At 71.9% G+C, this 23,472-nt stretch carries 18 protein-coding genes and 1 tRNA gene; 8 read left to right on the top strand and 11 right to left on the bottom strand.

The features are described from left to right. Positions 1 to 3: 3 nt before the first annotated feature. The 3 genes from C7Y72_RS22805 to C7Y72_RS11680 all read right to left on the bottom strand — a co-directional run bounded on the left by C7Y72_RS22805 (position 4) and on the right by C7Y72_RS11680 (position 4,059). Positions 4 to 558: a collagen-like domain-containing protein gene (locus C7Y72_RS22805; RefSeq protein WP_146175346.1), complete on the bottom strand. Its 555-nt coding sequence runs from the start codon at positions 556 to 558 to the stop codon at positions 4 to 6. Between the two features lie 64 nt (positions 559 to 622). Continuing rightward, a complete protein-coding gene (locus tag C7Y72_RS11685) occupies positions 623 to 2,800 on the bottom strand; it encodes an Ig-like domain-containing protein (protein WP_107568895.1) in 2,178 nt (725 codons plus the stop codon). Continuing rightward, on the bottom strand, positions 2,797 to 4,059 hold the full coding sequence (locus C7Y72_RS11680) for a sigma-70 family RNA polymerase sigma factor (RefSeq protein ID WP_107568894.1): 1,263 nt from the start codon (positions 4,057 to 4,059) through the stop codon (positions 2,797 to 2,799). Before C7Y72_RS11680 ends, C7Y72_RS11685 begins: the two co-directional genes overlap by 4 nt. Before the next feature lie 240 nt (positions 4,060 to 4,299). Between C7Y72_RS11680 and C7Y72_RS11675 the strand changes: the two genes are divergently transcribed. Next, a complete protein-coding gene (locus tag C7Y72_RS11675; protein WP_107568893.1) occupies positions 4,300 to 4,587 on the top strand; it encodes a hypothetical protein in 288 nt (95 codons plus the stop codon). A gap of 46 nt (positions 4,588 to 4,633) precedes the next feature. Here C7Y72_RS11675 and C7Y72_RS11670 read toward each other — a convergent pair whose 3' ends face one another. The 3 genes from C7Y72_RS11670 to C7Y72_RS11660 form a co-directional block, all read right to left on the bottom strand. Beyond that, positions 4,634 to 5,200, bottom strand: coding sequence for a hypothetical protein (locus C7Y72_RS11670; RefSeq protein ID WP_107568892.1), 567 nt, complete (start codon positions 5,198 to 5,200; stop codon positions 4,634 to 4,636). Between the two features lie 31 nt (positions 5,201 to 5,231). Continuing rightward, a complete protein-coding gene (locus C7Y72_RS11665) occupies positions 5,232 to 9,038 on the bottom strand; it encodes an SIR2 family protein (RefSeq protein ID WP_158276809.1) in 3,807 nt (1,268 codons plus the stop codon). 480 nt (positions 9,039 to 9,518) lie between these two features. After that, positions 9,519 to 9,592: transfer RNA gene (locus tag C7Y72_RS11660), tRNA-Met, on the bottom strand. 46 nt (positions 9,593 to 9,638) lie between these two features. Between C7Y72_RS11660 and C7Y72_RS11655 the strand changes: the two genes are divergently transcribed. From C7Y72_RS11655 to C7Y72_RS11645, 3 genes are read left to right on the top strand one after another with little or no spacing between them, the layout of a single operon-like run. Then, complete coding sequence (locus C7Y72_RS11655; protein ID WP_107568890.1) at positions 9,639 to 10,085, top strand: PaaI family thioesterase; 447 nt, start codon at positions 9,639 to 9,641, stop codon at positions 10,083 to 10,085. 28 nt (positions 10,086 to 10,113) lie between these two features. Then, entirely contained in the window at positions 10,114 to 11,142 is a 1,029-nt protein-coding gene (locus C7Y72_RS11650; RefSeq protein ID WP_107568889.1) for an LLM class flavin-dependent oxidoreductase, read from the top strand. Positions 11,143 to 11,146: 4 nt separating this feature from the next. After that, positions 11,147 to 11,800 carry a DsbA family oxidoreductase gene (locus C7Y72_RS11645; protein WP_107568888.1) on the top strand — a complete coding sequence of 218 codons (654 nt, stop codon included), beginning with the start codon at positions 11,147 to 11,149 and terminating at the stop codon, positions 11,798 to 11,800. Here the strand turns inward: C7Y72_RS11645 and C7Y72_RS11640 are convergent. After that, positions 11,784 to 12,419 carry a hypothetical protein gene (locus C7Y72_RS11640; protein ID WP_107568887.1) on the bottom strand — a complete coding sequence of 212 codons (636 nt, stop codon included), beginning with the start codon at positions 12,417 to 12,419 and terminating at the stop codon, positions 11,784 to 11,786. The two genes, C7Y72_RS11645 and C7Y72_RS11640, sit on opposite strands and share 17 nt — an antisense overlap. 115 nt (positions 12,420 to 12,534) lie before the next feature. On the opposite strand from C7Y72_RS11640, the gene C7Y72_RS11635 reads away from it, so the two are divergent. Beyond that, positions 12,535 to 14,193 carry a D-glucuronyl C5-epimerase family protein gene (locus tag C7Y72_RS11635; protein ID WP_107568886.1) on the top strand — a complete coding sequence of 553 codons (1,659 nt, stop codon included), beginning with the start codon at positions 12,535 to 12,537 and terminating at the stop codon, positions 14,191 to 14,193. Positions 14,194 to 14,310: 117 nt separating this feature from the next. On the opposite strand, the gene C7Y72_RS23300 is transcribed toward C7Y72_RS11635, so the two are convergent. Further along, the gene (locus C7Y72_RS23300) at positions 14,311 to 16,167 is read right to left on the bottom strand and encodes a methyl-accepting chemotaxis protein (protein ID WP_154734594.1); all 1,857 of its coding nucleotides are present in this window, start codon (positions 16,165 to 16,167) and stop codon (positions 14,311 to 14,313) included. Positions 16,168 to 16,278: 111 nt separating this feature from the next. Between C7Y72_RS23300 and C7Y72_RS11625 the strand changes: the two genes are divergently transcribed. Both C7Y72_RS11625 and C7Y72_RS11620 read left to right on the top strand, forming a co-directional pair. Beyond that, entirely contained in the window at positions 16,279 to 17,211 is a 933-nt protein-coding gene (locus tag C7Y72_RS11625; RefSeq protein ID WP_107568885.1) for a 2-hydroxyacid dehydrogenase, read from the top strand. 21 nt (positions 17,212 to 17,232) lie between these two features. Then, positions 17,233 to 18,162: a Ppx/GppA phosphatase family protein gene (locus C7Y72_RS11620; protein ID WP_107568884.1), complete on the top strand. Its 930-nt coding sequence runs from the start codon at positions 17,233 to 17,235 to the stop codon at positions 18,160 to 18,162. A 296-nt stretch (positions 18,163 to 18,458) separates the two neighbouring features. Here the strand turns inward: C7Y72_RS11620 and C7Y72_RS11615 are convergent, their stop codons facing one another. The 3 genes from C7Y72_RS11615 to C7Y72_RS11605 form a co-directional block, all read right to left on the bottom strand. Then, positions 18,459 to 20,108: an acetolactate synthase gene (locus C7Y72_RS11615; protein ID WP_107568883.1), complete on the bottom strand. Its 1,650-nt coding sequence runs from the start codon at positions 20,106 to 20,108 to the stop codon at positions 18,459 to 18,461. Next, positions 20,105 to 21,688, bottom strand: a complete 1,584-nt coding sequence (locus tag C7Y72_RS11610; RefSeq protein WP_107568882.1) for an adenylate/guanylate cyclase domain-containing protein — start codon at positions 21,686 to 21,688, stop codon at positions 20,105 to 20,107. Before C7Y72_RS11610 ends, C7Y72_RS11615 begins: the two co-directional genes overlap by 4 nt. An 80-nt stretch (positions 21,689 to 21,768) precedes the next feature. Then, a complete protein-coding gene (locus tag C7Y72_RS11605; protein ID WP_158276808.1) occupies positions 21,769 to 22,479 on the bottom strand; it encodes a DsbA family protein in 711 nt (236 codons plus the stop codon). A 205-nt stretch (positions 22,480 to 22,684) separates the two neighbouring features. On the opposite strand from C7Y72_RS11605, the gene C7Y72_RS23750 reads away from it, so the two are divergent. Further along, the gene (locus tag C7Y72_RS23750; protein ID WP_196189417.1) at positions 22,685 to 23,464 is read left to right on the top strand and encodes a winged helix-turn-helix transcriptional regulator; all 780 of its coding nucleotides are present in this window, start codon (positions 22,685 to 22,687) and stop codon (positions 23,462 to 23,464) included. The last annotated feature ends 8 nt before the right edge of the window (positions 23,465 to 23,472 follow it).

The following is a 23,472-nucleotide window of genomic DNA, read 5'->3' as shown; positions in this document are numbered from 1 at the left end:
CGGTCAACACGCAACCAGCAGATGGAATCCCAGATCGGCCGCCGTCCCCGCCGCGTCGAACGTCTGGACTGCGACACCGCCCGAGCCAGAATCCGCGACGGTGACTCGACCGCCCTGCGTGGGACTGCCGTCTGTTGAAGCGAGCGTCGCCGCGAAGCCGCACCCGCTCACCGGAGTAGGAAAGACGACGTTGTATGAACCGAACCCACCCGCTTTCCCTCCGCTCGACGCGTTCCCTCGAACGAAGGAGCCGCTCGGGGCGACGACGGCGAAGAACGCTGTCGCGCTCTGCCCCGCTGGACCTTGCGTGCCTGCGGGACCTGCAGGGCCAGCCACACCGCGAAGCGACTTGCGAGCGTCGAGGCTTAGGTCGCGGACGCCGAGCGAACGGTCGCGGACCTCGCTCGATCGGACCGCTGCGGTCCGGATCTGCTTGTCCCCCACGCTGTTCCGCGGCAGCGTGATCGCCGCGTAGGAGCTCCCGCCGAGGGCGACGAAGACTGCGAACGTCGCCATGACGTTCGCGTAGCTCAGGTTGGCCTTGCATCGATCGATCACGTCGTTCCTCCGTTCCGCATGGTTTGCGCTCCTCCTCCTAGCGGCGTGCCGCGGGTTCTCTCCCCTACAACCCGCGAACTCGAACGCGGATGCTGCGCGAGCCGCCCGTGACGAACGGGTAGCCACTCTCCCGCGGAACGCGCGCGCGGAATCGGTACGTGACGCGGCCGTTCGTTCCGTCGAAGCGATAGTCGTGACGCCACGTGCCCTTCTTCCCCGTGCGCGTCGTTGCAAAGGTTCGCCACTTCCCGCGGGACAGCACCTGGACCTCGATCAGCTTGCCGGCCCCTGGGATTCTCCCTGTCGTCACCGCACCGCGGAAGCGCACCGTGTCGCCGTTCACGAAGGAGCGGCGGTTCGGCCGGAGCGTCGTACGCGAGCGGACGTTCAGCTTGAGGTCTCGGGTGACCGAGCGCACCTGAGGCGCGCCGGCGTAGCGGACCGTGATGCTGCGGCTCGGCCCCTTGCGCACGAGGAAGGAGAACCTGCCCGTGCGCGAGGTCTTGACGGTCGCGATGACGCGTGGCGGCGTCACGCCGTCGAGGACCTGCGAAATGGCCTGGACCTCGAGATCCTGCAGCGGGTTGCCCTCTGGTGACGTCATCCGACCCCGCACGCGAACGAGCTGTCCGTAGCTGACGCGGGCCGCGGACACGAGCTTCTCGCCGCGACGGCTCCGCTTGACGACGCCGACGGCGAGTTTCGTCTTCAGCCGAAGCGGAAGCGTGATCTGCGCGGTCCGACCGTCCTTCATCGTCGTCGTCGACCGTTCGTTGCCAGCATGGTCCGCGGCGCGAGCTCGCAGCTCGAACAGCCCGTCACCGAGCCCCTCGTCGTTGATGCGTGCGATCAGATGCCCGGCGTCGACTGTCGTCTCGAGTGCGGTCCATTCTGTTGCTCCGACTCGCCGTAGTTCGATCGCACCGGACACGACGCCCGAGCCCCGGTCAGAAACCCTCGCGGTGACGCGAGTCGGATCCTCAGCGGTGAGCGGCTCCAACTCCACCTCCGGGCTGGCGTCGTCGTAGCGGAGCGTCATCGGAGCCGACGCGAGGCGCTCCTCTTGATTGCCTGCCGCGTCTCGGAGCCAGAGCTTCAGGACGTACTCGCCCGGCGCCGGCAGCTCGAGCTTGTCGAGAACATTGATGTCAGCCCGCTCCTCGCTGCCGCGCTTGCACTCCTTGCCGCCTGGCGTGCAGAGCTCCCAGTTCACGCCGGCGATGGGCGAGGCCGTCTGCTCCGGGTTCGTCCATCGGACGTTGAAGCCGTTGCTCGGGCGCCAGCCCGAGCCGCCTTCGACGATGACATCGGTCGGCGCATCAGGTGCGGTGTTGTCCACCTTCACGGTACGGCTCGAGGTCGACGCGTTTCCAGCGGCATCCACAGCGGTGAGCGTCACCGTGTGCTCACCGTCGCCACCCCATCCGGATGTGTTCTGCGGCTCCTCGATGGACGCCGGCGGGCAGGGTGTCGGGCGGGTGAAGTCGCACGGCGGGGAGCTCGTGCCGACTCGCTTGCCGTCGACCGAGATTCCGATCTCGCGGATGCCTGACGGATCGCTCGCGTCGAAGCCTGCCGTGTGGCTTCCGGCCAACCAGCCGTCGCTGGTCCACAACGCTCCGCGACCGCCGGCAAGCGTTGGTCCCGCGTCGTCGCGCACCCGGACGAGCACGTCGCGAACTCGGAACGCGGCAATGCCGGTTCGCGGGCAGGAGCCCGCCCCGCAGCGAGTCTCGAAGCGCACGCGCGGCTGGTTGATCGGGAAGTCCAATCGGCTCGGGAAGAAGCTCGTCGGCCCGGGTGTCTGGCCCGAGCCGCAATCGGCGCCGGGGGCGAAGCCCCAGACGCGGGTGCCGCCAAGGTCGTAGCCGCTCGCGATGACACCGGTGCCCCAAGAGCAGTCGTGTCGCTCGAAGCCCGCCTGGAACTGCACGCTCTCCACGAGGTTCCCGCTCGGGGCGTCGAAGACCATGTACGCACCTTCGAGGAAGGAACTCTGACCGTTGTCCCAGCCGTTGCGCACCGTGATCCCCTGACCCGCAGGGCATTCGGCGAACGCGGTCAGACCGCCGTTGTTCAGCGGGAAGAACGCGTTGTTGGCACCGCCGGCGACGGCTGGGTTGCAAGCGTGGACGTCATAGGTCCCTGCTTGCGCCACGGACGGGGCGAGGACCATGGCCAAGCCCACGACCACCAGCAGGTTGACAAGCCGGATCCTCATCTTGCTCCGCTCCTCGATCATGGTGTGAACTCGCCTCCGCCGTCGACGGGCGCCGCTGCCGGCTGCCGCGATGCCGGGACTGACCCGACTGAGCCGGGCCCGAACTCGACGCTTCCGGCGGGCGCCGGCGATGCTGCCGCCGGCCCGTTGGTCTTGGGGACCGGAGCGGACGGTGTCGCCGCCGGAGTCGCGGCCTTCGGCTTCGATCGTTTCCGTACTACGGGCCGTGGAGTCGGCGTCGGCCTTGGTGCGACAGCCGCCACCTGCTCCTCCTTCGCGGCCGGCCGCTTCTCGTACTCCTTGGCCTGGGCGTTCTCCGGTTTCGGGTCTCCGCCAACCACGCCGAACTCGACGCACGTCGCCGCCCCTGCCCCGAGGCTTATGCAGACGACGACGACCTTGGCGGCGCCCGCGGCGCTGACCCCGGCGAGGCCACCGGCCACCGGCTCGAACGTCGACGCCTGGCCTCCAGAGCGTCCAAGCAGGGACGCCACCGTCTCGCGGACGCTCGTGACGGCGTTCTGAAGCTGGTCGAAGAAGGGCAACGAGCGTTCCGTCTCACCTTCGAGCACGACGGGCACAGGCAGCGCCGCCGCGACCTTGTCGAGCGACGCGCGCATCTGCGCGAGCATCGCCCTGCAGGCCGGATCGGTGTCGACCAACCGCTGAGCCCGCGCGCGCTGCCCTTCGCTCGCCATACCCGACAAACACGTGAAGAGGAGGCTTCGCTGTCTCCGGGTCCACGGCGCCTCGCCGGTCTCATCGGCGACCAGCTGTTCCTCGATCAGTCGGTACGCGCTCCCGAGTAGCTTGTCGAGCCGTTTGCGGCTGATCCCGAGCGCACGCTCGATCTCGGTCGAGCTCATGCCGAGGTCGAAGCGCATCTTCACAGCGGCGGCCCGCCGCTCGTCGAGCTCGTCGATGACGTTTCTGACGGCCTTCGCGTCGATGTGGACCTGGGCAATCTCGTCAGGGAGCGGGCCGCTATCCAGCTGATCACGAAGGAGGTAGCCCTCGGGATCCTCGGGCGTCGCCGCGACGTTGCGGAGCTTGTCCCTCGCGCGACGCCAAGCGATCAACCGAAGGAACGCACGGAGATTCCTGACCTCAGTCCCTTGCTTGATCTTCTCCAGCGCCTCGACCCAGGCCTCCTGATAGAGGTCCTCGTGGTCGTCCACGCCTGCGAACTCGAGGCGCAGCATCGTCATGATCGCGGCGCGATGCTCCTCGAAAGCTCGGTCGAGCTCCGCGCGCTCGTCGGCCTGTGGCGCTAGTGCCACCGTCGGGCCTTCCGGGTGAACGCGTCCGACACCGTGCCGCTCCCTTGCTCGCGGGGCGCCGTACCCGTTCGCGCACTTTGCGAATCGCCGCGCGGTAGGACATTGCGACGATCGGGGGGTCGGCCGCCTGAGGTGTGCTGTGCCGAGGAGAGAAGACTGGCCATACCTTCTTAGTCGCGTGAGAGCCGAACTACTCCCCCCTGAGTTTCAGCGGCCAGCGCGAGCCAGAAGTCCGCGCAGGTGCTCGGCGATCACTTCGGGCGCTACTGGAAGAGCATCGACGAGAGCGAAGAGCCGCCGGCTCTGGTCGAGGTCGAGCCCGAGCTCGCCGGTGGCGCGTGCTGCCCAGCGCGCCGCTGCGCGCGGGAAGCGCGAATCATGCTGGTCTGCCATCAGGACGAGAATCCGAAGTGCGTCAGCGAGATCGACGTGAGGCAGTTCACGAGCTGCGGCGTCTACGACCGAGAGGTTCTTGGCCAGGAGGGCGCGGCGGAAGCGCGGGTATGCGTGTCCGTGATCCCCCATTGAGAACGAGAAGCCTAGCGAACATATGTTCGCTCTCTCGGGTCCGAGTTCAGGAGTTCCTGGCCGACCGGGTAATGCTTCGCGAACCGGGCCTCCGTTTGGTGATCGGCGTCCCTTTGTCGTTAACGACAGTCTGAACTCGCGCCACGCGGATGAGCTCCCCTCGTGCGCCTCGCCACGCGACCCACCATTCACCATCGCGATGCTCGACGTCGGCGAGCAGGTCGTTGATCGGCGCCAGCGCGTGCAGCACGGGCTCAGGTCCAGCGAGGAGCAGGCGGCTGGCCGCGGCCGAGTATCCGTCGAGCGCCAGCATCGCCGGGCGACCGACGGTGTGGCGCGAAGCCTGCGCAATCGCCCAAGCGAGGAGCGGAGTCCTTTCGAGAGCTCGATCGGTCAGGTCCTTGCTCCGCGAAGCGACGTCCGGAGGTAGCTGCCGGAGCTCCAGTTCGAGGCGGTCCAACGCGTGGTTGACGGCCGACACGACGGCCGCCAGTTCCCCGGCCTCTCGCGCACGCCTCTCAACCGCTCCGGCACGGAGGGTGAACCAACCAGCCAGGCTTGCGCCTCCGAGGGCTCCAGCGGTCGCGACTACGGCGAGGACGAGCTCGTTCACGCTTGTAGCGTGAGCAGAGGATCGGACAGGCTTAGTCCTCCGCGGACAATTCTGGAAGGCCCGCCGCCGAAGCCGCTGCTGCTGCGAGGGGCTCAGCAATGGTTGCCAGAAGTCGCGCGAGAACTTGGTCGCGCGGACTACGCAGCCAGCGGAGATCGTCTCCTCTCTCGAGAAGTTCGTCGTAGCCCCGAACCGCTGCAATGCCACCGATCCGAGCGATCGCCTCGATGACGGGCGACGTTAGGTCGCGAGGGCTGCTGCCGCTGCTGAACCTAGGGACCGGTCCCGACTGGGTTACCCATACGGCGGCCAGGACCCGAAAGAGGGGCGGGAGGGCATCGGCGTGTGTGACGCCGGACATCCATTGCACGTCCTCGTCGGAGAGACGCTCGCCGCGCTCCGCTCGCGCCACTAGATCAGGGAGTAGCCGGAGCTGGGCCGGAAGGTCGCCGCCCCGGGCGAAGAGCGCGTCGAGGTCTCCCTGCAGGGCCGGTCGGCGTTGCGCGAGCCGCGCGGCCAGCGCATGCTCCTGCGCGTCAACGAAGATTTCTACGAGCCGCCGGCAGGCAATCCTGTCTTCGTTCTCCGGCACGTCGTCGGCGCGACCACCCTCCAGATTTGCGCACGCACTTCGGAGCAACCGCGGCGCGTAGGGCGGCTCGCAACTCTGGAAGATGTCGAGCCAGAACTCCGGGTCCGTCTCGCCCTCGAGCAGACACGCGGCTTCTACTTGGCCGTCATCGGTCGCGGTGGCCCGCAGCCATTCGTGTTCGGGCCCGAAGACGACGCCGCAGGTCGCGATCTGTGCCCATGTCGATGGGTCGATGTCGGCGCGAAGGCGCGCCGAGTACGCGGCCCACGCTGCCGCAGAGACCCACTGGTTCCAGTGCCTCCGCTGAATGAAAGTGATCGTTTCGCGGTACGGGATCTCTGGCCGCCACCGCTCGACGACGTGCGCCAGTTGTTCTCTGAGCGGGTCGCTCAGCTGAGCGACTTGGGGCGCCAGCCGGCGGTACTCGCGGAGCAACAGGTCGGAGCCAGCAGCACTGTCGTTCGCCAGAAGGCCGGCAAGGGAAACCTCCTCGGAAGCAGCCGGCTCGGCGGGCACCTGTTGGACCCGGCTGCCTGGCGGTGGGCTGGCGCGGGCCTCTCGCGCGCGCTGGGCGTACTCCACGAGTCGGGGATCGAACCCCGCCCGCTCGAGAGTCTCGCGAGGGAGGTACGAACCAAGTTGGATCGCCTCCCAGTCATCCACGCCATCTGCGACCGCACGGCTTACGCCCCGCATCATCGCTTCCGGCTGTCTCTCAGCGATCGCCTCCGCGATGGCGGCATCGAGCCGGTGCACAACGATTGCGTACGCCGATGCCTCCGCGACTTCCGCCCCGGGATCCGGCCCGACGTCTGTGACGGCTTCGGCAATCCGTCGCCTCACCCTGTCCGGCAAGCGAGGCTCATCGTTGGCAACTGTGGACCCTGCCACCAGCACAAGCCCGCTGGAACTGAGTCGGTCGGCAAGACGGATGAGACTGAGGTCTGCCTCGGTGGTCCGTGCCAGCCGACGGCCAACCTCTACGAGACGTTCTTCGGGTGTGAGCTGAATGACGGACGCTCCGGCTGTCTGCTTGACAGTGTCGTCGAGCGCTGTCTCGACCAGCACTAGAAGCGCATCGAGCAGGTCGACGTAGCCGAGGTCCTCCGCCGCAATCGCCGCTTGCCGAAGGACAACACCATCACGCGTTGGGTCCTCGAGGACCGCCCGCAGTTCGGAGATGAAGTTGGGCGGCGGCGAGATCGCAAGTGCTCTGATCGCGTTCCCTTGTTCCTCTCGTCCCCCGCCTCGCATTGCTCCCTGGAGCAGCCTCGCCGGCGCACATCGCGACCTGCCTGCGACAAGGCGCCCCAGACTCGCCGCATGGTCAAGCACCGAAGACCGCCCGCGGCTCCACATCCAAATGCGCCACTCGGAGTACGTACGCCAGATGCTCAGGGCAGCCGTGTCCCGTTCACCTTCACTCGCGCCGCGAGGCGTCGCGACGGCTGCCGCCATGGGGTCCCGGTCCGCAACTGCCTTTCGCCACACCTTCGACCGCCGGCAGGCGAGCGTTACGGACAGCAGCGCGTCCTCGCGTACGGCGCCAACATCCGCTGCTGCACGCGGCACCAATGCGCCAAGTAGCGCCTCGCCGGGTTCCAGACCGACGAGGCGCTCGGCTGCCAGTTGCTCGCCCAGTATTCGCTGCGGGAACCGGTATCCGTCCTCGGCCTCAGACAAGAGGAGACGGTGCACGAGGGCCTCGGTGAGACCGTCGAGTCCGCCGTAGGTTCCAGGCGGAAGGGTGAAGCAGCGCAACTCGCCTGACGTGAAGCCTCGTTTGCTGAAGATCAGCCCGAAGAGGGCGACCTCTTGGAGCCAGCGGCGGACGTCAGTGAGATCGACATCCAAGAGGTCGTCCTCGCGGTCGAGCTGCCACGAGATCATCTCCTCAAGCAGGGTCCCTAGGTCACTCAGCCCGGCGAGCCGGTTGGCTCGGTGGAGTTCGACGATACGCGCGAGAAAGAACGGCGTGGTCAGGAGCTCGTCGAGGTCGTCAAGCTCGTCCATCTCTCCGCGGAGCGTGGCGAGGTCGACCTGCTGGGCGTGTAGAAACCGCTCCTGCCAGATCCTCGATGGCGCGAGCTGCAAGACCGCCCACTCATCGCCCGAAGTCTGGAACTCAGCCGACGCAGCCGACGGCCGCGAGGTGACTGTGAACGCGTGCTGCGGGTGGCCAGCAGCCACCTGGCGAATCAATCGCCCAGCAGTAGCCTGCTCAGAGGCCGGGACCTCATCAAGCCCGTCGAGGAGAAAATGCAGACCGCCTGCCTCGACCGCGTCTAGCGAGACGTCGACGCCGCCGTGGGCGGACACAGCAGACTGTGCCCAGGTCTGCAGCACACGCGAAAGCTGACCCCCGGCAAAGCGAAGATTTCCGAGCCGGACAAGGACGGTCGGGCGGTTGGCACGCGGATTCGCCGTCAGTTCCTCGATCAGCTCTGATTTGCCGACGCCCACGTCTCCGACGACCAGTGTCCGATGGCCGACCAAGATGTCGTCCTCGTTCGGCTCGTCAAAGGCGTCGATCTCGTCCTCGACCCAGGCCTTGACGCGCTGGTCCTCGGTAATCGGGTTGCGCAGATCCGCAAACTCGTTGGGGATGTATCGATGCAGGCCACTCCGCTCGAGAGCTCCGGTAACCGCTCGACGGCCGATCTGCGGCTCGGCTCGCGTCGTGAGCAGTGCGACATCATCTGGCAGCTCAGAGTGCGACCTGACGGTCTTGATGCGGATGTGATGGCGCGGATACGAGATCGAGAGGCGGCCGCCCTTAACGGTCTCGACCTCATGGTCAGCACAGACGAGAACGTGGTCCGCAGAATTCAACTGGCGCTGGCAGGCCTCGAGAAAGTAGGTCTCGTTCAGCGTCGTGCCGTAAAACGCCATCCGGCGATGAACCAAGAGTTCCCGCAGCACCTCCTTCTGCCCGGCCATCGACATGAGGTCCGAGTACGAGTCAGCGTCGAGGACGAGCGTTTCCGGACGGCCCACCATGCCGTGCAGGTGAAGAATCGTGAGCTCCCCGAGAGGCCATGCCTCGCGAGCAAGGAGCCGGTGCGCTTCTTTCAGCTCGCTCTTCGTGTTCGACAGGACGCGGTGCCTGATGCCGAGCGCGTCAGCTGTGGCCTCAAGCAGCAGGTCGTAGTTCAGGGTTACGATGAACCGCGACGGAACCTGCACGAGCGCGCGCGCCATTGGGTCGTCGGTGGGCAGCGGCTCGGCGCCGAGGACCTCGTCCACGACCCGAGCAAGATTGTCCTCTCGCCAGCCGGGGTCTAGAGCATCGACCACGTCGAAGAGGACCTCGGCAGCCGGTGGATCCCCGTCGACAAAGACGCCCCGTGACAGGAGTGCTTGCGCAAGGGCGCCGGCGTCCGGCAACTGCGCTCCTGCGCTGACGCCGGCCCCGACGACCGGGACTACGAGATGCGGAGGCCGGAGCGATCGGTCGACCAGTTCCGCTTCAGAAAGCCGCGCCGAATGACTCTCGGGGCGCGGAGCATTCACGAATCCATCATGTCCGCGCGCTCGGACAACGCCCCACGCTTCGTGGGGTGCCCGTACGCCGGACTCCGACTCCAACCGCGAGTGCCGATACCGTTTCCGAGGACAGATGTGACCAAATTGAGACCCAGCCGGTGCCCGGCTTGCCTCGGAAACACGAAAGCCTCCCGGCGAGAGGAGGCTTCCGGTCGGGGATGTTCCGAAGAACATCCCTAGTAGCGGGGGCAGGATTCGAACCTGCGACCTTCGGGTTATGAGCCCGACGAGCTACCAGACTGCTCCACCCCGCGGCGGACAGAGGACGATAGCAAAGCCGGGATCGGCGAGGATGCCCGGATGACCGATCGTCCCGACCCGGCGGCGCTCGCCGCGCGCTTCGCGACCGTGCTCGAGGTCCCCGTCCACCGGGCGCTCGAGGTGCGGTTCGCCGACCCGGACGATCCGACGCAGGGGCTGCTGCTGCCGGTGCGCGGCCTGGCCCTGAACCCGCAGCGGGTGCTGCACGGCGGGCTCGTGCCGACGCTGCTGGACGTCGCCGCGTACCTGACCGTGGTGCCGCACCTGCGACCGGGGACCAACGCGGTCACGCACACGGCGCAGGCGTCACTGGCGCGCGCGGTGCCGGAGGGGGCGACCGTGCGGTTCGTCGGGCACCTGGACCGCATCGGGCGCACGCTCGCGTTCTGCGGCGCGCGCGCCTACGACGGCGACCGGCTCGTGGCCACCGGCACGCTGGTGAAGTCGATCGTCCCGCTCCCCGACGGCAGCGCGCGCGACGCGTAGGCGGTGCGTGCCCGGGCACCCCCGGGACATGACCCCCTCCACCCCAGAGTTCGTCTTCGCCGCGTCCCACGAGCAGTTCACCCCGTCCCAGCTGCTGCAGCAGGCGATCGCCGCGGACGCCGCCGGCTTCGACGGCATCGGCTGCTCGGACCACTTCGCCCCGTGGTGGCCGGAGGGGGAGTCCGGTCAGGCGTGGGCGTGGCTCGGCGCCGCAGGCCAGGCGACGTCGTCCCGGCGGCTCGGCACGGGCGTGACCGCGCTCGTGCACCGCTACCACCCGGCGGTCGTCGCGCAGACGTTCATGACGCTCGAGGACCTCTTCCCCGGTCGCGTGTTCCTCGGGGTCGGGTCCGGCGAGGCGCTCAACGAGATCCCCTGCGGCGCGGACTGGCCCTCCCCCGCCGAGCAGATCGAGCGCATGGACCAGGCGCTCGACGTCATCCGCCGCCTGTGGGCCGGGGAGCGGGTCACCGCCGACCACGGCTGGTTCGCCGTCCGCGACGCGAAGCTCTACTCGCGCGCCGACCGCCGGCCGGACCTCTACGTCTCCGCGTTCGGGCCGCAGGCCGCGGAGGTCTCCGGCCGTCACGGCGACGGGCTGTGGACGCTGGGGGATCCCGACCGGGTGCCGGAGATCCTCGCCGCCCACCGCGAGTCCGCGCAGCGCCACGGCCGCGACCCCGGGAAGCTCATCCTCCAGGGCCTCATCGCCTACGCCCGGGACGAGACGGCGCTGCTGGACGGGTCGCGCGGCTGGCGCGGCCCGCAGCCGCCCGAGGTCTACCGCGACGCGGTCGGCACCCCGGAGGAGATCCAGGCGGTCGCCGCCCCGCAGATCGGCGACGACGACCTGCGCGAGAAGCTGATCCTCAGCACGGATCCGACCGTGCACGTCGAACGCGTCCTGCAGCTCGTCGAGCTCGGGGCGGACATCGTCTGCCTGCAGAACGTCGCGGGCGCCGACCCGCTCGGGACGATCGAGCTCTACGGCGACGAGGTGCTGCCCGCGGTGCGCCGCGCGATCGCCCAGGGCGAGGTCGGGCAGCTGTCACGATGAGCCGATGCTCCTGGAGATCTGGTCGGACGTCGCCTGCCCGTTCTGCTTCGTCGGCAAGCGCAACCTCGAGGCCGCGCTCGCGCAGTTCGAGCACGCCGACCAGGTGGAGGTGCGCTGGCGCAGCTTCCAGCTCGCGCCCGACGCGCCGCTGACGACGCAGGCGACCTCGACCGAGTACCTCGCCCGCAAGTACGGCCGGTCGCTCGAGGAGGCCGGCCAGATGCAGGAGCGGATGGTCGCCATGGCCGCCGAGGCCGGCATCGAGATGCACCCCGACCGCGTGCGCATGACCAACACGCGCGACGCGCACCGCCTGCTGCAGCTCGCCCACGAGAGCGGCCGGCAGGACGCGCTCAAGGAGGCGTTCCTGCAGGCCTACCACGCCGACGGCGAGCACCTCGGCGACCCGGCGACGCTGCGGCGCCTCGCGGTCGACGCCGGGCTCCCGCCCGAGCGCGTCGACGCGGTGCTCGGCTCCGACGAGTTCGCCACCGCCGTCGACGCGGACATCGAGCAGGCCGTCGAGTTCGGCCTGCAGGGCGTGCCCGCGTTCGTGCTGGACCGGCGCATGGGCCTCACGGGCGCCCAGCCCCCGGAGGTGCTGCTCCAGGGGCTGCGCACCGCGCACGAGCGCGCGGGCGCTAGCGCTTCTGGATGAAGCCCTGGTACGTCTGGGTCGCCAGCGCGTCCCCGATCGCGGGACCGAGCGACTCCCGGTAGGTCCCGGTGTGGCACTCGTCGGACGGGCGGTCGAGCGCGCGGACGGTCGTGCGCAGGTAGACCTGCTTGCCCGCCGGCGTCGGGGTCTGGCGCCCGGCGGTCACGCCCGTCGGGGAGATCCGCATCGCCTGCAGCTCGGTCCGGCCGTCGGTCCGGGGCCGCCGGACGACCCGCCAGGCGCTGGTGCCGCGCGTGCCCGCGTCGAGCACGTAGGGGCCGGTGCCGGGAGTGGCCGCCTGCACGAGCGCCTGCGCGTCGGCGCCGCGGTCGACGAGCACGAAGTCGGCCTTCGCGGTCACGGTGTAGGTGCAGGTGTCGCTGGCCTTCGTAACGGTCAGGGCGGTCTTCGACGCCTTGGCCGTCCAGCGGGTGGGGAAGATCAGCCGGACCGATCCCTGTCCCTTGACCGCGGCGAAGCCGTCCACGGTCGCGGAGATCGGGGCGGAGCGGGGGGACTGGGTCGAGGACGCGCCGAGCGCGCCGGTGACGCCGGCGCCGGCGAGGCCGACCGCGGCGATCGCGGCGGCGGAGGTGAGGGTGGTTCGCACGTGGGGCATGTCCCTGAGACGGGCTCGGGCCCCGGAGGTCACGCCTCTTCCATGAGAGTCCTCTCACGAACGGGGACGGACTGGCGCACCACGTCGCACCTGCCGATAGGACTCGCAGATCGTCGTGTCCCGTCGGCGCCCGCTCCACCTGCTCCTCCTGGCCCTGTGCTCGCTCGCGCTCCTCGGCGCGGGCCCCGAGCCGTCCCCCGACGCGCCCCGGCCACTGCCGCTGCCGCTGCTGCCCGCCACCGTGACCGCGACGACCGAGGCGCTGCGCGACGTCGCCACCGCGGCGCGCGCGGTCGACCGGCGCGTGCGCCGCACCGAGCTTCGACGGCTGCGCGGGTCGGCGACCGTCGACGCGGTGATCCGCCGCGCCTGGCTGACCCGCCGCACCGACCGCGCCGGGTACGCGGCCCAGCGCCGCGTGCTCGCCGACGCCCGCGCCGCGGCCCGGTGGCTCGGCGGGCCGCGCGGCGCCGAGCAGCGTGCCGCGCTGCGGGTCGCGCAGGACCTCGCGGCCGACGGGGTCCTGACCACCGACCGGCTGCCCGCCGTGCTGCTGACGCTGCGCCGCAACACGGACTGGTGGACCCGCCGTGGCGCCCCCGCCGTCGGCCGCTCGCTCGTGCGCGGCGGCGACCCGGTGACGATGCGCTACGTGCCCGGCCGCGGCCTCGTCCTGCACCAGCTCGCCAGCTGGGGGCGCGTCGCAGCGCTCTCCGGCCACTGCCTGCGCGACCGCGCGCACTGCCCGCGCCGGCGGTTGCGCGCCGCGGTCGACCGGCTGCTCGCGCTCGGCGTGCGGCGCGACGGCGTGCTGCGGTTCGAGAGCTACTTCCGCTGGGGCGGCGCGCGCGCCCCGTGGATCAGCGCGATGACGCAGGGGACCGCCATCCAGGCGCTCACCCGCACCGGAACGGTCCTGCGCTCGCGCCCGGACACCCGGCGGGCGCGCGCGGCGCTGCGGGCGTTCGACCGCCGCGCGCCGTTCGGCGTCTCCACGCGCGCACCGGGCGGGTCGCACTTCGTCATGTACTCGACCGAGCCGAGCCTGCGGATCCTCAACGGGCACCTGCGCGCCCTGACCGGGCTGCGGGACCTCGCCTCGCTCGCCGAGTCCGGGGAGGCGCTCCGCCTCTACCGGCGCGGGGAGCGGGCCGCGCGCGTCGAGCTGCGCGAGGCGGACACGGGGGCATGGTCGCGCTACAGCGACCGGGGTCGCGAGGCGAGCCTCGGCTACCACCGGCTCGTCACCGGCTTCCTCGCCGACCTCTGCGAGCGCGACGCCGGACGGCGCTACTGCAGCGCGGCACGGCGGTTCCGCCGCTACGAGCGCGAGCCGACCCGCGTGACGGTGCGCGTCCCGTCGCGGCCACGGGCGCGCGACGCGACCGGGGTCGCGGTGTGGATCTCGAAGGTCTCCGCCGTGTCGGTGACCGTCCGCGACGCGCGCGGACGGGTCGTGCTGGCGCGCCGCACCACGCTGCCGCGCGGCCGGCACCGCATCGCCTGGACGCCGGCGCGTCGCGGCCGCTACACGGTGCGGGCCGCCGCGACCGGACCGGGCTCGCCCCCCGTCGGCCGTGGCGCGCGGACGGTCCGGGTGCTGCGCTCGCGCGCGGAGATCGCACGGGCCGTCGAGCGCCGCCGCGCCGTGGCCCGCCGGCGCGCACTGGCCCGCCGCCGGGCGGCCGTCCGGCGCGCGCAGGAGCAGCGCCGCGCGGCCGACGACCGCCGCGCCGAGCGCCAGCGCCGCGCCGCCCTGCGCGCCGGCCGCTGAGGCGCCGGGCGCAGGCACGCGTCGGGCCCGCCCTCACGAGGAGAGGACGGGCCCGATGGGACCGGGGGACGCGCCTGGACCACCCGAGGAACGCGGTACTCCCCCGCGCGTCGGTGGCTAGACCGACGCGAGCTTGAAGCGGCCGACGAGCTGCTCCAGGGTGGTCGCGCGGCCCGCCAGCTCGGCGGCGCTCGTCGCGATCTCCTGGGCGGAGGCGCTCGTCTGCTGGGTGGACGCCGAGACCTGCTGGGCGCTGGCGGAGGACTGCTCGGCGACGCTCGCGACGTCGCTCATGTCCGCCTGCATCCGGCTGGAGGCGTCCGCGATCTGCTTGATCGCCGCGGCGATCTGCGTGACGCGATCGTTCATGTCGTCGACCGACCCGCCGATCCGCAGGAACGACTCGCGCGCCTGCTCGACCGTCGAGGCCCCCGACGCCGTCGCCTGCGCACCGTCGCGCACCGCGGTGATCGCCCGCTGGGTCTCGCCCTGGATCTCGGTGATCAGCCCGCCGATCGACGCGGCCGCCCGCTGGGACTCCTCGGCGAGCTTGCGGACCTCCTCGGCGACGACCGCGAACCCGCGACCCATGTCCCCGGCCCGCGCGGCCTCGATCGCCGCGTTCAGCGCCAGCAGGTTCGTCTGCTCGGCGATGTTCGTGATCGTGTCGACGATCCCGCCGATCTGGTCGCTCTTCTTCGCCAGGTCGCCCATCACGCCGCTGACCGCCTCCGAGGACTCGCGCACCGCGCTCATCGCCTCGGTCGCCTGCGTGACCGCCTGCGCACCCTCGTGCGCGACGTCGCGCGCCGCGCGGGCCGCGCTCGTCGCCTCGTCGGCGCTCTCGGCGCTGGACTGCGTCGCCGTGACCATCTCCTCGGTCATCCGCTGCGCGCTCTCGACCGTGCGGACCTGCCGCTCCGCGCCGTGCGCGACCTCGCCGACCGCCTGCGCGATCTCACCGATCGCCCGGCCGGCCTCGTCGCTGGTCTGCGCCATCCGCTGCGACGCGCCGCCGAGCTCGGCGGCCATCTCGGTCAGCTCGCCGACGAGCTCCCCGAGCCGGTCGGTCATGTCGTGGAAGGCGTGGCCGAGCACGTCCGCCTCGCCCTTCGTGGCGACGCTCACCGACAGGTCGCCGTCGGCGACGAGCGCGACCGAGTCCGCGAAGCCGGACAGCTGCGACCGCATGACGTTGTAGGCCTCCAGCGAGCTCTGCGCGCGGCCGAGCATGCCGTTGAAGATCTCGCCGAGCTCCCCGATCGGGGCGCCGGTCTCGCTCTCCACCGGGGTGGTGACCGGGTGGACCTCGATCGACAGGTCGCCGTGCTCGCTCATCGCCTGCAGGCCGACCTGGAGGTTCGTCAGGCAGTTGCTGTTGAGGCTCGCCAGGCGGCTGCGCAGCTGCTCGAGGACCGAGTGGTCGCCGAGCGCGCCGCGCAGGTCCTCGCGGGTGGCGTTGTAGGCGACGAGGGCGCTCTGCGCGCGGCTGAGCATCGAGTTGAACACGACGGCGAGCTCGCCCACGGCGGCGCCGTCCGCCGCCGTGATCGGCGTGGTGACCGGGTCGACCTGGACGGTCAGGTCACCGGACTGCATCGCGCGCACGCCCGCCTCGAGGTCGGTCAGGCAGTTGTCGTTGAGCGAGCGCAGCCGTGCCCGCAGGTCGCCGAGGCACGACTGGTCGCCCAGCGCCTCGCGCAGCTCGCCGCGGGTCGCGTTGTAGGAGCCGAGCGTCGACTGGGCGCGCGACAGCATCGTGTTGAAGAGGTCGACGAGCGCCTGCACGTCGGGGTCGGACGACCGCGTCTCGATCGGGGTCGTCACCGGGGTCACCTCGACCGTGAGGTCACCGGTGCTCATCGCCGCCAGGCCGCGCTGCAGCCCGGACAGGCAGTTCTGGTCGAGGCTCTCGAGCCGGGCCTTGAGGTCACGGAAGGCGGGGTCGCTTCCGGCCTTCTTCCTGTTGAACAATTCGTTCCCTTCTGCGGTGGTCTCATGTGCGCGGGCCGCCGCCGGCGGAATGCGCGTCCCACGCGATAGTCGGCCGGGCGCCGACGCGCTTGAACTGCGAGCATCGGCCGCGTGGCCCTCGTCGCCGTGACCCGCCGCCTGCCCGGTGACGCACTCGACCGGCTCGTCGCCGCCGGGCACGAGCTGCGCGTCTGGCCGGGCCCGCTGCCGCCCTCCGCCACGGAGCTGCGCGCCCTCGTGGCGGGCGCGGAGGGCCTGCTGTGCCTGCTCACCGATCGCGTCGACGACGCGCTGCTGGACGCCGCCCCGGGGCTTCGCGCCGTCGCGAACTACGCGGTCGGGGTCGACAACGTCGACCTGGACGCGACCGCCCGTCGCGGGATCCCGGTCGGCAACACGCCCGACGTGCTCACCGACGCGACCGCGGACCTGACGATGGCGCTGCTGCTCGCCGCGGCCCGCGGGCTGCCCGACGCCGCGGCGGCCGTCCGCCGTCCCGGCGGCTGGCGCACGTGGGAGCCCGCCGGCTGGCTGGGCCTGGAGCTCCGCGGCGCGCGGCTCGTGCTCGTCGGGGGCGCGGGCCGCATCGGGCGCGCCGTGCACGAGCGGGCCGCCGCCTTCGGCATGGACGTGCTCCCGGTCGGCCGCGGCGACGACCTGCACGCCGCCGCGGCCCGGGCCGACGTCGTGAGCCTCCACTGCCCGCTCACGGAGCGCACCCGCGGGCTCGTCGACGCCGCCCTGCTGCGCCGGCTGCCGCAGGGCGCCCTGCTCGTCAACACCGCCCGCGGCGCGCTCGTCGACCAGGACGCGCTGGCCGCGGCCCTGCACGACGGGCACCTCGGCGCCGCCGCGCTGGACGTGACCGACCCCGAGCCGCTCCCCCACGACCACCCATTGCTCGACGCCCCGAACCTGCTCGTCCTCCCCCACGTCGGCTCGGCGACCCACGCCGCGCGCGGCCGGATGGCCGACCGGGCCGTCGACAACCTCCTCGCCGCGCTCGACGGGCGGCCGATGCCCTACCCGGCCGACCGCCGCTGACGACGGACTACAGTCCGCGCGATGCGCGTCGCGATCATCGACATCGGCACGAACTCGACCCGGCTGCTCGTCGCCGACGTCACCGCCGCGGGCCGGGTCACCGAGCTGGACCGCCGCTCCACCGTGACGCGCCTGGGCCAGGGCGTCGACGCCACCGGGGAGCTGCACCCGGACGCGATCGCCCGGGTCGTCGACTGCCTGGCCGACTACCGGCGGGCGATGGACGACCACGGCGTCACCGCGAACCTCGCCGTGCTCACCAGCGCCGTCCGGGACGCGGCCAACGGCGCCGCGTTCACCGCGACCGTGCGCGAGCGGTTCGGCCTCGACGCCCGGACGCTCAGCGGCGACGAGGAGGCCCGCATGACCTACCTCGGCGCGACGAGCGAGCGCCCCGGCGACGCCCCCGGCCCGGTCGTGGTGATCGACATCGGCGGCGGCTCCACCGAGTTCGTCGTCGGCGACCGCGACGGCCTGCGCTTCCACGTCTCCACCCAGGCGGGCGTCGTGCGGCAGGGCGAGCGCCACATCCGCCACGACCCGCCGCAGCCCGAGGAGCTCGCGACCGTCGCCGAGGAGGTGCGCGGCATCTTCGCGGGCGCGGTCCCCGCCGAGCTGCGGGCGGCGGTCGCCGCCGGGATCGGCGTGGCCGGCACGGCGACGTCGTGCGCGGCGATGGAGCTCGAGCTCGAGCCGTACGACCCGGACCGCGTGCACGGGCACCGGCTCGCCCGCGCGACGTGCGAGCTGCTGCTCGCGCGCCTGGCGACGATGGACGTGCAGGAGCGCCGCGACGTGCCCGGCCTGCACCCCGACCGGGCGCCCACGATCGTCCAGGGCGTCCTGCTGCTGCTCGAGGCGATGCGCGCCTACGACCTCGACGAGATCGAGGTCAGCGAGCACGACATCCTGCGCGGCGCGGCGCTGGAGCTCGCGACGCGCGGCGGGTGAGCCGCGGCGTTCTGGCGCAGCCGCCCCTCCCCAGTTCCGGGGGACGGACGTGGACAGGTGTCTGATTGTCCGGAGACCGTCCACGCCCGATACTTCTCGAGCCGGGTCCAACCTGGTGTCCGTCGAACAGACGAACACCGTCCAACCGGCCTCATAGATCCGGGCGTAGCCGTACCCAAACGGCGCCTCCCGCCGCTCGGATCACCCGAATCGGCCCTGCATGGCACGTACCCCTGCCCGTCCTGTCGGGGCCACCCTTTGAGAGCCACCTTCGGGTGGCTCTCAAGCTTTCCGGGTCAGGCGAGGTTCGACTTGCGCGGGTAGACGACGGTCGGGTCCGTGGAGATGTTCACCATCGCGGGCCTGCCGGCCGCGAACGCGCGGGCCAGCGCGGGCTTGACCTCCTCGGGGGTCGTGACGAACTCGCCGTGACCGCCGAGCGCCTCGATGACCTGGTCGTACCGGGTCTCCGGTCGCAGGTCGGCGGCGACCGAGTAGCCGTAGAGGAACTCCATCGGGTGCTTCTCCAGCGCCCAGATGCCGTTGTTGCCCATCACGCCCACGACGTTGATCCCCAGGCGCGCCATCGTGTCGTACTCCATGGCGCTGAAGCCGAACGCGCCGTCGCCCTGGAGCAGCACGACCTGCCGGTCGGGGTGCGCGACCTTCGCGGCGATCGCGTAGCCGGGGCCGCAGCCCAGGCAGCCGAACGGGCCCGGGTCCAGCCAGCAGCCGGGCTCGTAGGAGTCGATGACGCGGCCCGCGTAGGAGACGAAGTCGCCGCCGTCGCCGATGATGATCGCGTTGCGGTCCAGGACCTCGGAGAGCTCCTTGTAGAGGCGCATCGGGTGCAGCGGCCCGCGCGGGTCGTTGCGCTCCTCGTCCTCGGCGGCGCGCTTCTCCGTCTCGTCGGCGCGGACGGTCGACACCCAGGCGGAGCGGTCCGGGCCGCCGGTCGCGCCGGTGCGCAGCCCCTCGAGGATCGCCGGGATGCCGCCGTACAGCTCGGCCTCGACCGGTCGCGGGTGCGGACGGACGGGCTCGGCGCGGTCGACCACGACGAGCTTCGTGTCCTCCCCGAACGAGCCGCCGAAGCCCAGCCGGAAGTCCATCGGCACGCCGATCACCAGCGCGACGTCCGCGCCCTTGAGGCCGGTGCCACGGGCCCGCGAGAAGTACAGCTCGTGGTCGGCGGGCACGCAGCCGCGACCGAGGCCGTTGACGAACGTCGGGATCCGCAGCTCCTCGATGAGCGCGAGCAGCGCCTGCTCCCCGTGCCCCCAGTAGAGGTTGGTGCCGGCCATGACGACCGGGCGCTCGGCGCCGCGCAGCAGCGCGATCGCGCGCTCCATCGCGTCGCCGTCCGGCTGCGGGCCGTCGGCCATCGACAGCGTGACGGGCTCGACGCCGGCGTCGTCGCCCTCCATGAACACGTAGTCGAGCGGGAAGTCCACGAACGTCGGACCGCTGTGCGGCGCCACCGCGGTCGCGAGCGCGCGGTCGACGAGCCCGGGGATCTCGGCCGTCGACTGCGGGGTCGCCGCGAACTTCGTCAGCGGCGCGACGAACGGCACGTGGTCGATCTCCTGCAGCGAGCCCTGCCCCCAGCGCAGCGCGGGCGCCCGGCCGCCGAGCACGACCATCGGGGAGTTGTTCATCTGCGCGGAGCCGAGCGCGCTCATGCCGTTGGTGACGCCGGGACCGGCGGTCAGCGCGGCGACGCCGGGCTGCCGGGTGACCTTCGCCCAGCCCTCGGCGGCGAACGCGGCGGCCTGCTCGTGGCGGACGTCGACGAGGTCGATGCCCTCCTCGCGGCAGCCGTCGTAGATCGAGAAGAGATGGCCACCCGAGAGGGTGAACAGCTTCGTCACGCCGTGGGCCTTGAGGCGGCGCGCGACGAGCCGGCCTCCGTGCAGCTGGGTGGTGGGCTCGGTGTCCGTGCTCATGGTCGGGCCACCCTAGCGGGGTCGGCGACGCCATGGCGCCCCATTGAACGCTCTCGTTCAGCCGTGAGGTCCTCGGACGGCGCGTAGAGCGTGACCGGATCGCGCTTGCCCTTCAGCGCGATCTCCTCCCGCGCGACGAACGGGCCGTGGTCACGGGTCAGCAGGGCCCGCGTGCCCGCGGTGAGCAGCACGTCGTCCCCGGTCGTCCGGGTCGCCTCCTCCACGCGCGCCGCGGTATTGACGGGGTCGCCGATGACGGTGAAGTCGACGCGTCCCCCGCCGCCGATCGTGCCCGCCACGACCGGGCCGCTGTTGACGCCCACCCCGATGCGCAGCTCCTCGCCGTAGCGGTCGCGCACGAGCTCCGCGACGCGCAGGGCCGCCGCGACGGCTCGGTCGGCGTGGTCCGGCAGCGGCGTGGGCGCCCCGAAGACGGCGAGCAGCCCGTCACCCATGAACGCGTTGACGTGCCCGCCGTGGGCGAGCAGCTCGGGCACGACCACGCCGTAGAAGTCGTTCAGCCGCGCGACGACCTCGGCGGCGCTGGCCCGCTCCGCGAACTGCGTGAAGCCGCGGATGTCGAGGAACAGGACGCTGACCTCGACCTCCTCCCCCGGCAGCTCGTGCCCCTCCGCGAGGACGCGGTCGGTCAGCTGCGGGTCCACGAACGCCGCCAGCGCCCCGTGCAGCCGCTCCCGCTCGCGCAGGCCCGCGACCATCCGGTTGAAGGACATCGCCAGCGCACCCGCCTCGTCGGTGCCGAGCACCGGGACGTGGACGTCGAGGTCCCCGCGCGCCACCGCGTCGGCCCCGGCCCGCAGGTCGCTCAGCGGCTCGACGATCGAGCGGGCGAGCAGCAGCGACAGCTCGAAGCTCAGCGTGAACGCGACGCCGACGGCGAGCACCACGCCGAAGCCCAGCGCGAGCAGCCCGTCCTGCCCGGGCGACGCGAGCCCGCTCACCACGACCCCGGTGATGATGTTGATCGCCGGGAGGACGAGCAGCAGCCGGCGCTGCAGCGGCAGCGTCGCGCGGCCCAGCGGCGCGTCGTCGGGCAGGTCCAGCGACAGCCGCTCCAGCACGGGCCGCAGCATCAGCTCGAGCGCCAGTAGCCGCAGCAGCGCGCCGTAGAGCAGGACCACCGCGGCGCCCGCGACGATGATCGGCAGCGTCGGCCACCAGCCCTCGTCGATCTCCCAGGTGATGTACGCGCTGACCGGCAGCAGGCTCCAGACGAGCCACCAGCGGCGCGAGCGCAGGAAGGCGACCGGCAGCCCGGCGAGCGCCCGGAACGCCGCGACCGCCGCGGACGGGGAGCGGTCGCCGCGCAGCCACGGGTCGGCGGGCCGCACGAGCGCCCACGCGGCCCGGACGGCGAGCACGTTCTCCAGCAGCAGCAGGCCCTGCGAGACCGCGACGATCCGCCCGAACTCGCCGCCGCTCATCGGCACGTACAGGAGCAGCAGGCCGACGCCGCCCATGACGATCGCGTGGGCGAACTGGAACTGCACGACCATCGCGATGCGCGGGTAGCGGCGTCCCAGCCGGCGGAACGCGAAGCGCAGGGGCGCCCGGAACATGGAGGAATGGTGACGGCACGGGCTCCCGCCGTACAGGCGGGCGGCCCGTGGGGCGCCCGGGGGCTGTCCCCCGGACCGTCCTAGTGGCTGCGCGGACGCGGACGCGCGGGCGTCCGCGCGGCGGCGAGCGCCTCGGGCAGGCGCGCCTCGCCGTGGAACAGCGTGCCGCCGACCTCGAAGCACGGCAGCACGTCGGCCCCGCGCGATGCGAGCGCGGCGGCGGTGCGCTGCGGCGCGACGTCGCGCAGCGCGTCCCCGGCGGCCCGCAGGACCGCGTCGACGCCCAGGCCGGCGGCCGCGGCCGCCTCGGCGAGGATCTCGGGGTCGTCGAGGTCGTAGCCGCCGCAGTAGGCGAGCCGTCCGGCGGCGAGCGCGAACGCGGGCAGCGCACCGTGCTCGGCGGCGAGCGTCGCGACGCGGATCGCGCGGACGGAACCCGGGCTCGGGTCCGGCCACACCAGCGGCAGGCGCAGCGCGGCGGCGCGCGCGGCGATCGTGCGGCGGCGCGCCTCCTGCGCGGCGGGGGCCGCGACGCCCAGCGCGCCCACGGGCACCCAGGTCACGGCCGGGCCGGCGCGGTCGACGCGCTCGGCGGCGAGGTAGGCCTCGGGCGACGCCGGGTCGAAGTAGAAGGTCACCGGGCGGCGGGCGGCGGTGCCGTACGGGCCGGTCGCGTGTCCGTCGAAGCGCCCGATCGCGGGCAGCACGACGTCCGCCTCCGCCACGTACTCCGGGACCGTGGCGAGCGGCTCGCTGCCGCGCCGTGCCCGTCGCTCCGCCAAGTTGATCACGTCACCCACTGTCTGCCTCCTGGAACCGATCGCTGCTACCCCCACCGCGACACCTGCCGGTCACGGGGTCCCTGAGGCGCTGAAACGCAGGATCGGGCGGAAACTGGCGGTGATTGATCCAACACTCGTCCGCGTGGCGCGGCGACGATGATTCAGGCCGACGCGAACGGGATACACCGGAACGGCGCACGTAGGACGGGACGCGCTGCCGTCTTGCCCGAAAAACCGGCGCGTCGGTCGGCCACCCCCGCTAAGGTCCACCGTCAGGTCGCACTTCGTCCCACGATTTCCGAGGAGCACCCCCATTCCCACCGTACCCCCACCCAAGCGTCACCCCTACGACCAGTGGGCGCCCGATGCACGCGCGCTCGACCTGGTCGGGGACAAGTGGACGCTGCTGATCGTCCGTGATCTCGTCGGCGGTCCCCGCCGCTTCGTCGAGCTCCAGCGCGTCCTGCCCGGCATCTCGACCGAGCAGCTGCGGTCGCGGCTGAACCGCATGGTCGCCGACGGCCTGCTCACCCGCCAGCGCTACCGCGAGGTGCCGCCGCGCGTCGACTACGAGCTGACCGAGCGCGCGCGGGACCTCCTGCCCGTCATCGGCGCGCTCGCCCGTTGGGGCTCGCAGTGGGCGTGGAGCCCGCCGCGTCCCGACGAGGCGATCGACATCGGCGCCGTGTTCCGCTCGAGCCCCGGCCTCGCGGTCCCCGCGTCGGTCTCCGGCGTCGTGGAGATCACCGCGGAGCGGCGCGACGGCCAGCTGAAGCGCTACGTGCTCACGGCGGCGGGCGGCACGCTCACCTACGAGGAGCGGTCCGCGCCCGACGCGGACGCGCGCATCGCCGGCGCCGAGCGCGCCTGGGTCGAGGCGCTCGGCCCCGACCAGGACCGCGGCGAGCTCGAGCTCAGCGGCGACGCCCGGCTCGCGAACGCCCTGCTCGACGTGCTGAGCCCGGTCGCGGTCGCCGAGGCGCAGGTCGCCTGACCCCTCCC

Source organism: Paraconexibacter algicola (assembly GCF_003044185.1).
In the GTDB taxonomy this organism is placed as follows: Bacteria; Actinomycetota; Thermoleophilia; order Solirubrobacterales; family Solirubrobacteraceae; genus Paraconexibacter; species Paraconexibacter algicola.
This window is presented reverse-complemented; position numbering and strand designations above follow the sequence as displayed.

Bases quoted from the DNA above. Each gene is read 5' to 3' on its own strand.
- C7Y72_RS11655 (WP_107568890.1), top strand. From the start codon at position 9,639: ATGACCGATCGTCCCGACCCGGCGGCGCTCGCCGCGCGCTTCGCGACC.
- C7Y72_RS11640 (WP_107568887.1), bottom strand. From the start codon at position 12,419: ATGCCCCACGTGCGAACCACCCTCACCTCCGCCGCCGCGATCGCCGCG.
- C7Y72_RS11615 (WP_107568883.1), bottom strand. From the start codon at position 20,108: ATGAGCACGGACACCGAGCCCACCACCCAGCTGCACGGAGGCCGGCTC.
- C7Y72_RS11650 (WP_107568889.1), top strand. From the start codon at position 10,114: ATGACCCCCTCCACCCCAGAGTTCGTCTTCGCCGCGTCCCACGAGCAG.
- C7Y72_RS11610 (WP_107568882.1), bottom strand. From the start codon at position 21,688: ATGTTCCGGGCGCCCCTGCGCTTCGCGTTCCGCCGGCTGGGACGCCGC.
- C7Y72_RS11645 (WP_107568888.1), top strand. From the start codon at position 11,147: ATGCTCCTGGAGATCTGGTCGGACGTCGCCTGCCCGTTCTGCTTCGTC.
- C7Y72_RS11685 (WP_107568895.1), bottom strand. From the start codon at position 2,800: ATGATCGAGGAGCGGAGCAAGATGAGGATCCGGCTTGTCAACCTGCTG.
- C7Y72_RS11620 (WP_107568884.1), top strand. From the start codon at position 17,233: ATGCGCGTCGCGATCATCGACATCGGCACGAACTCGACCCGGCTGCTC.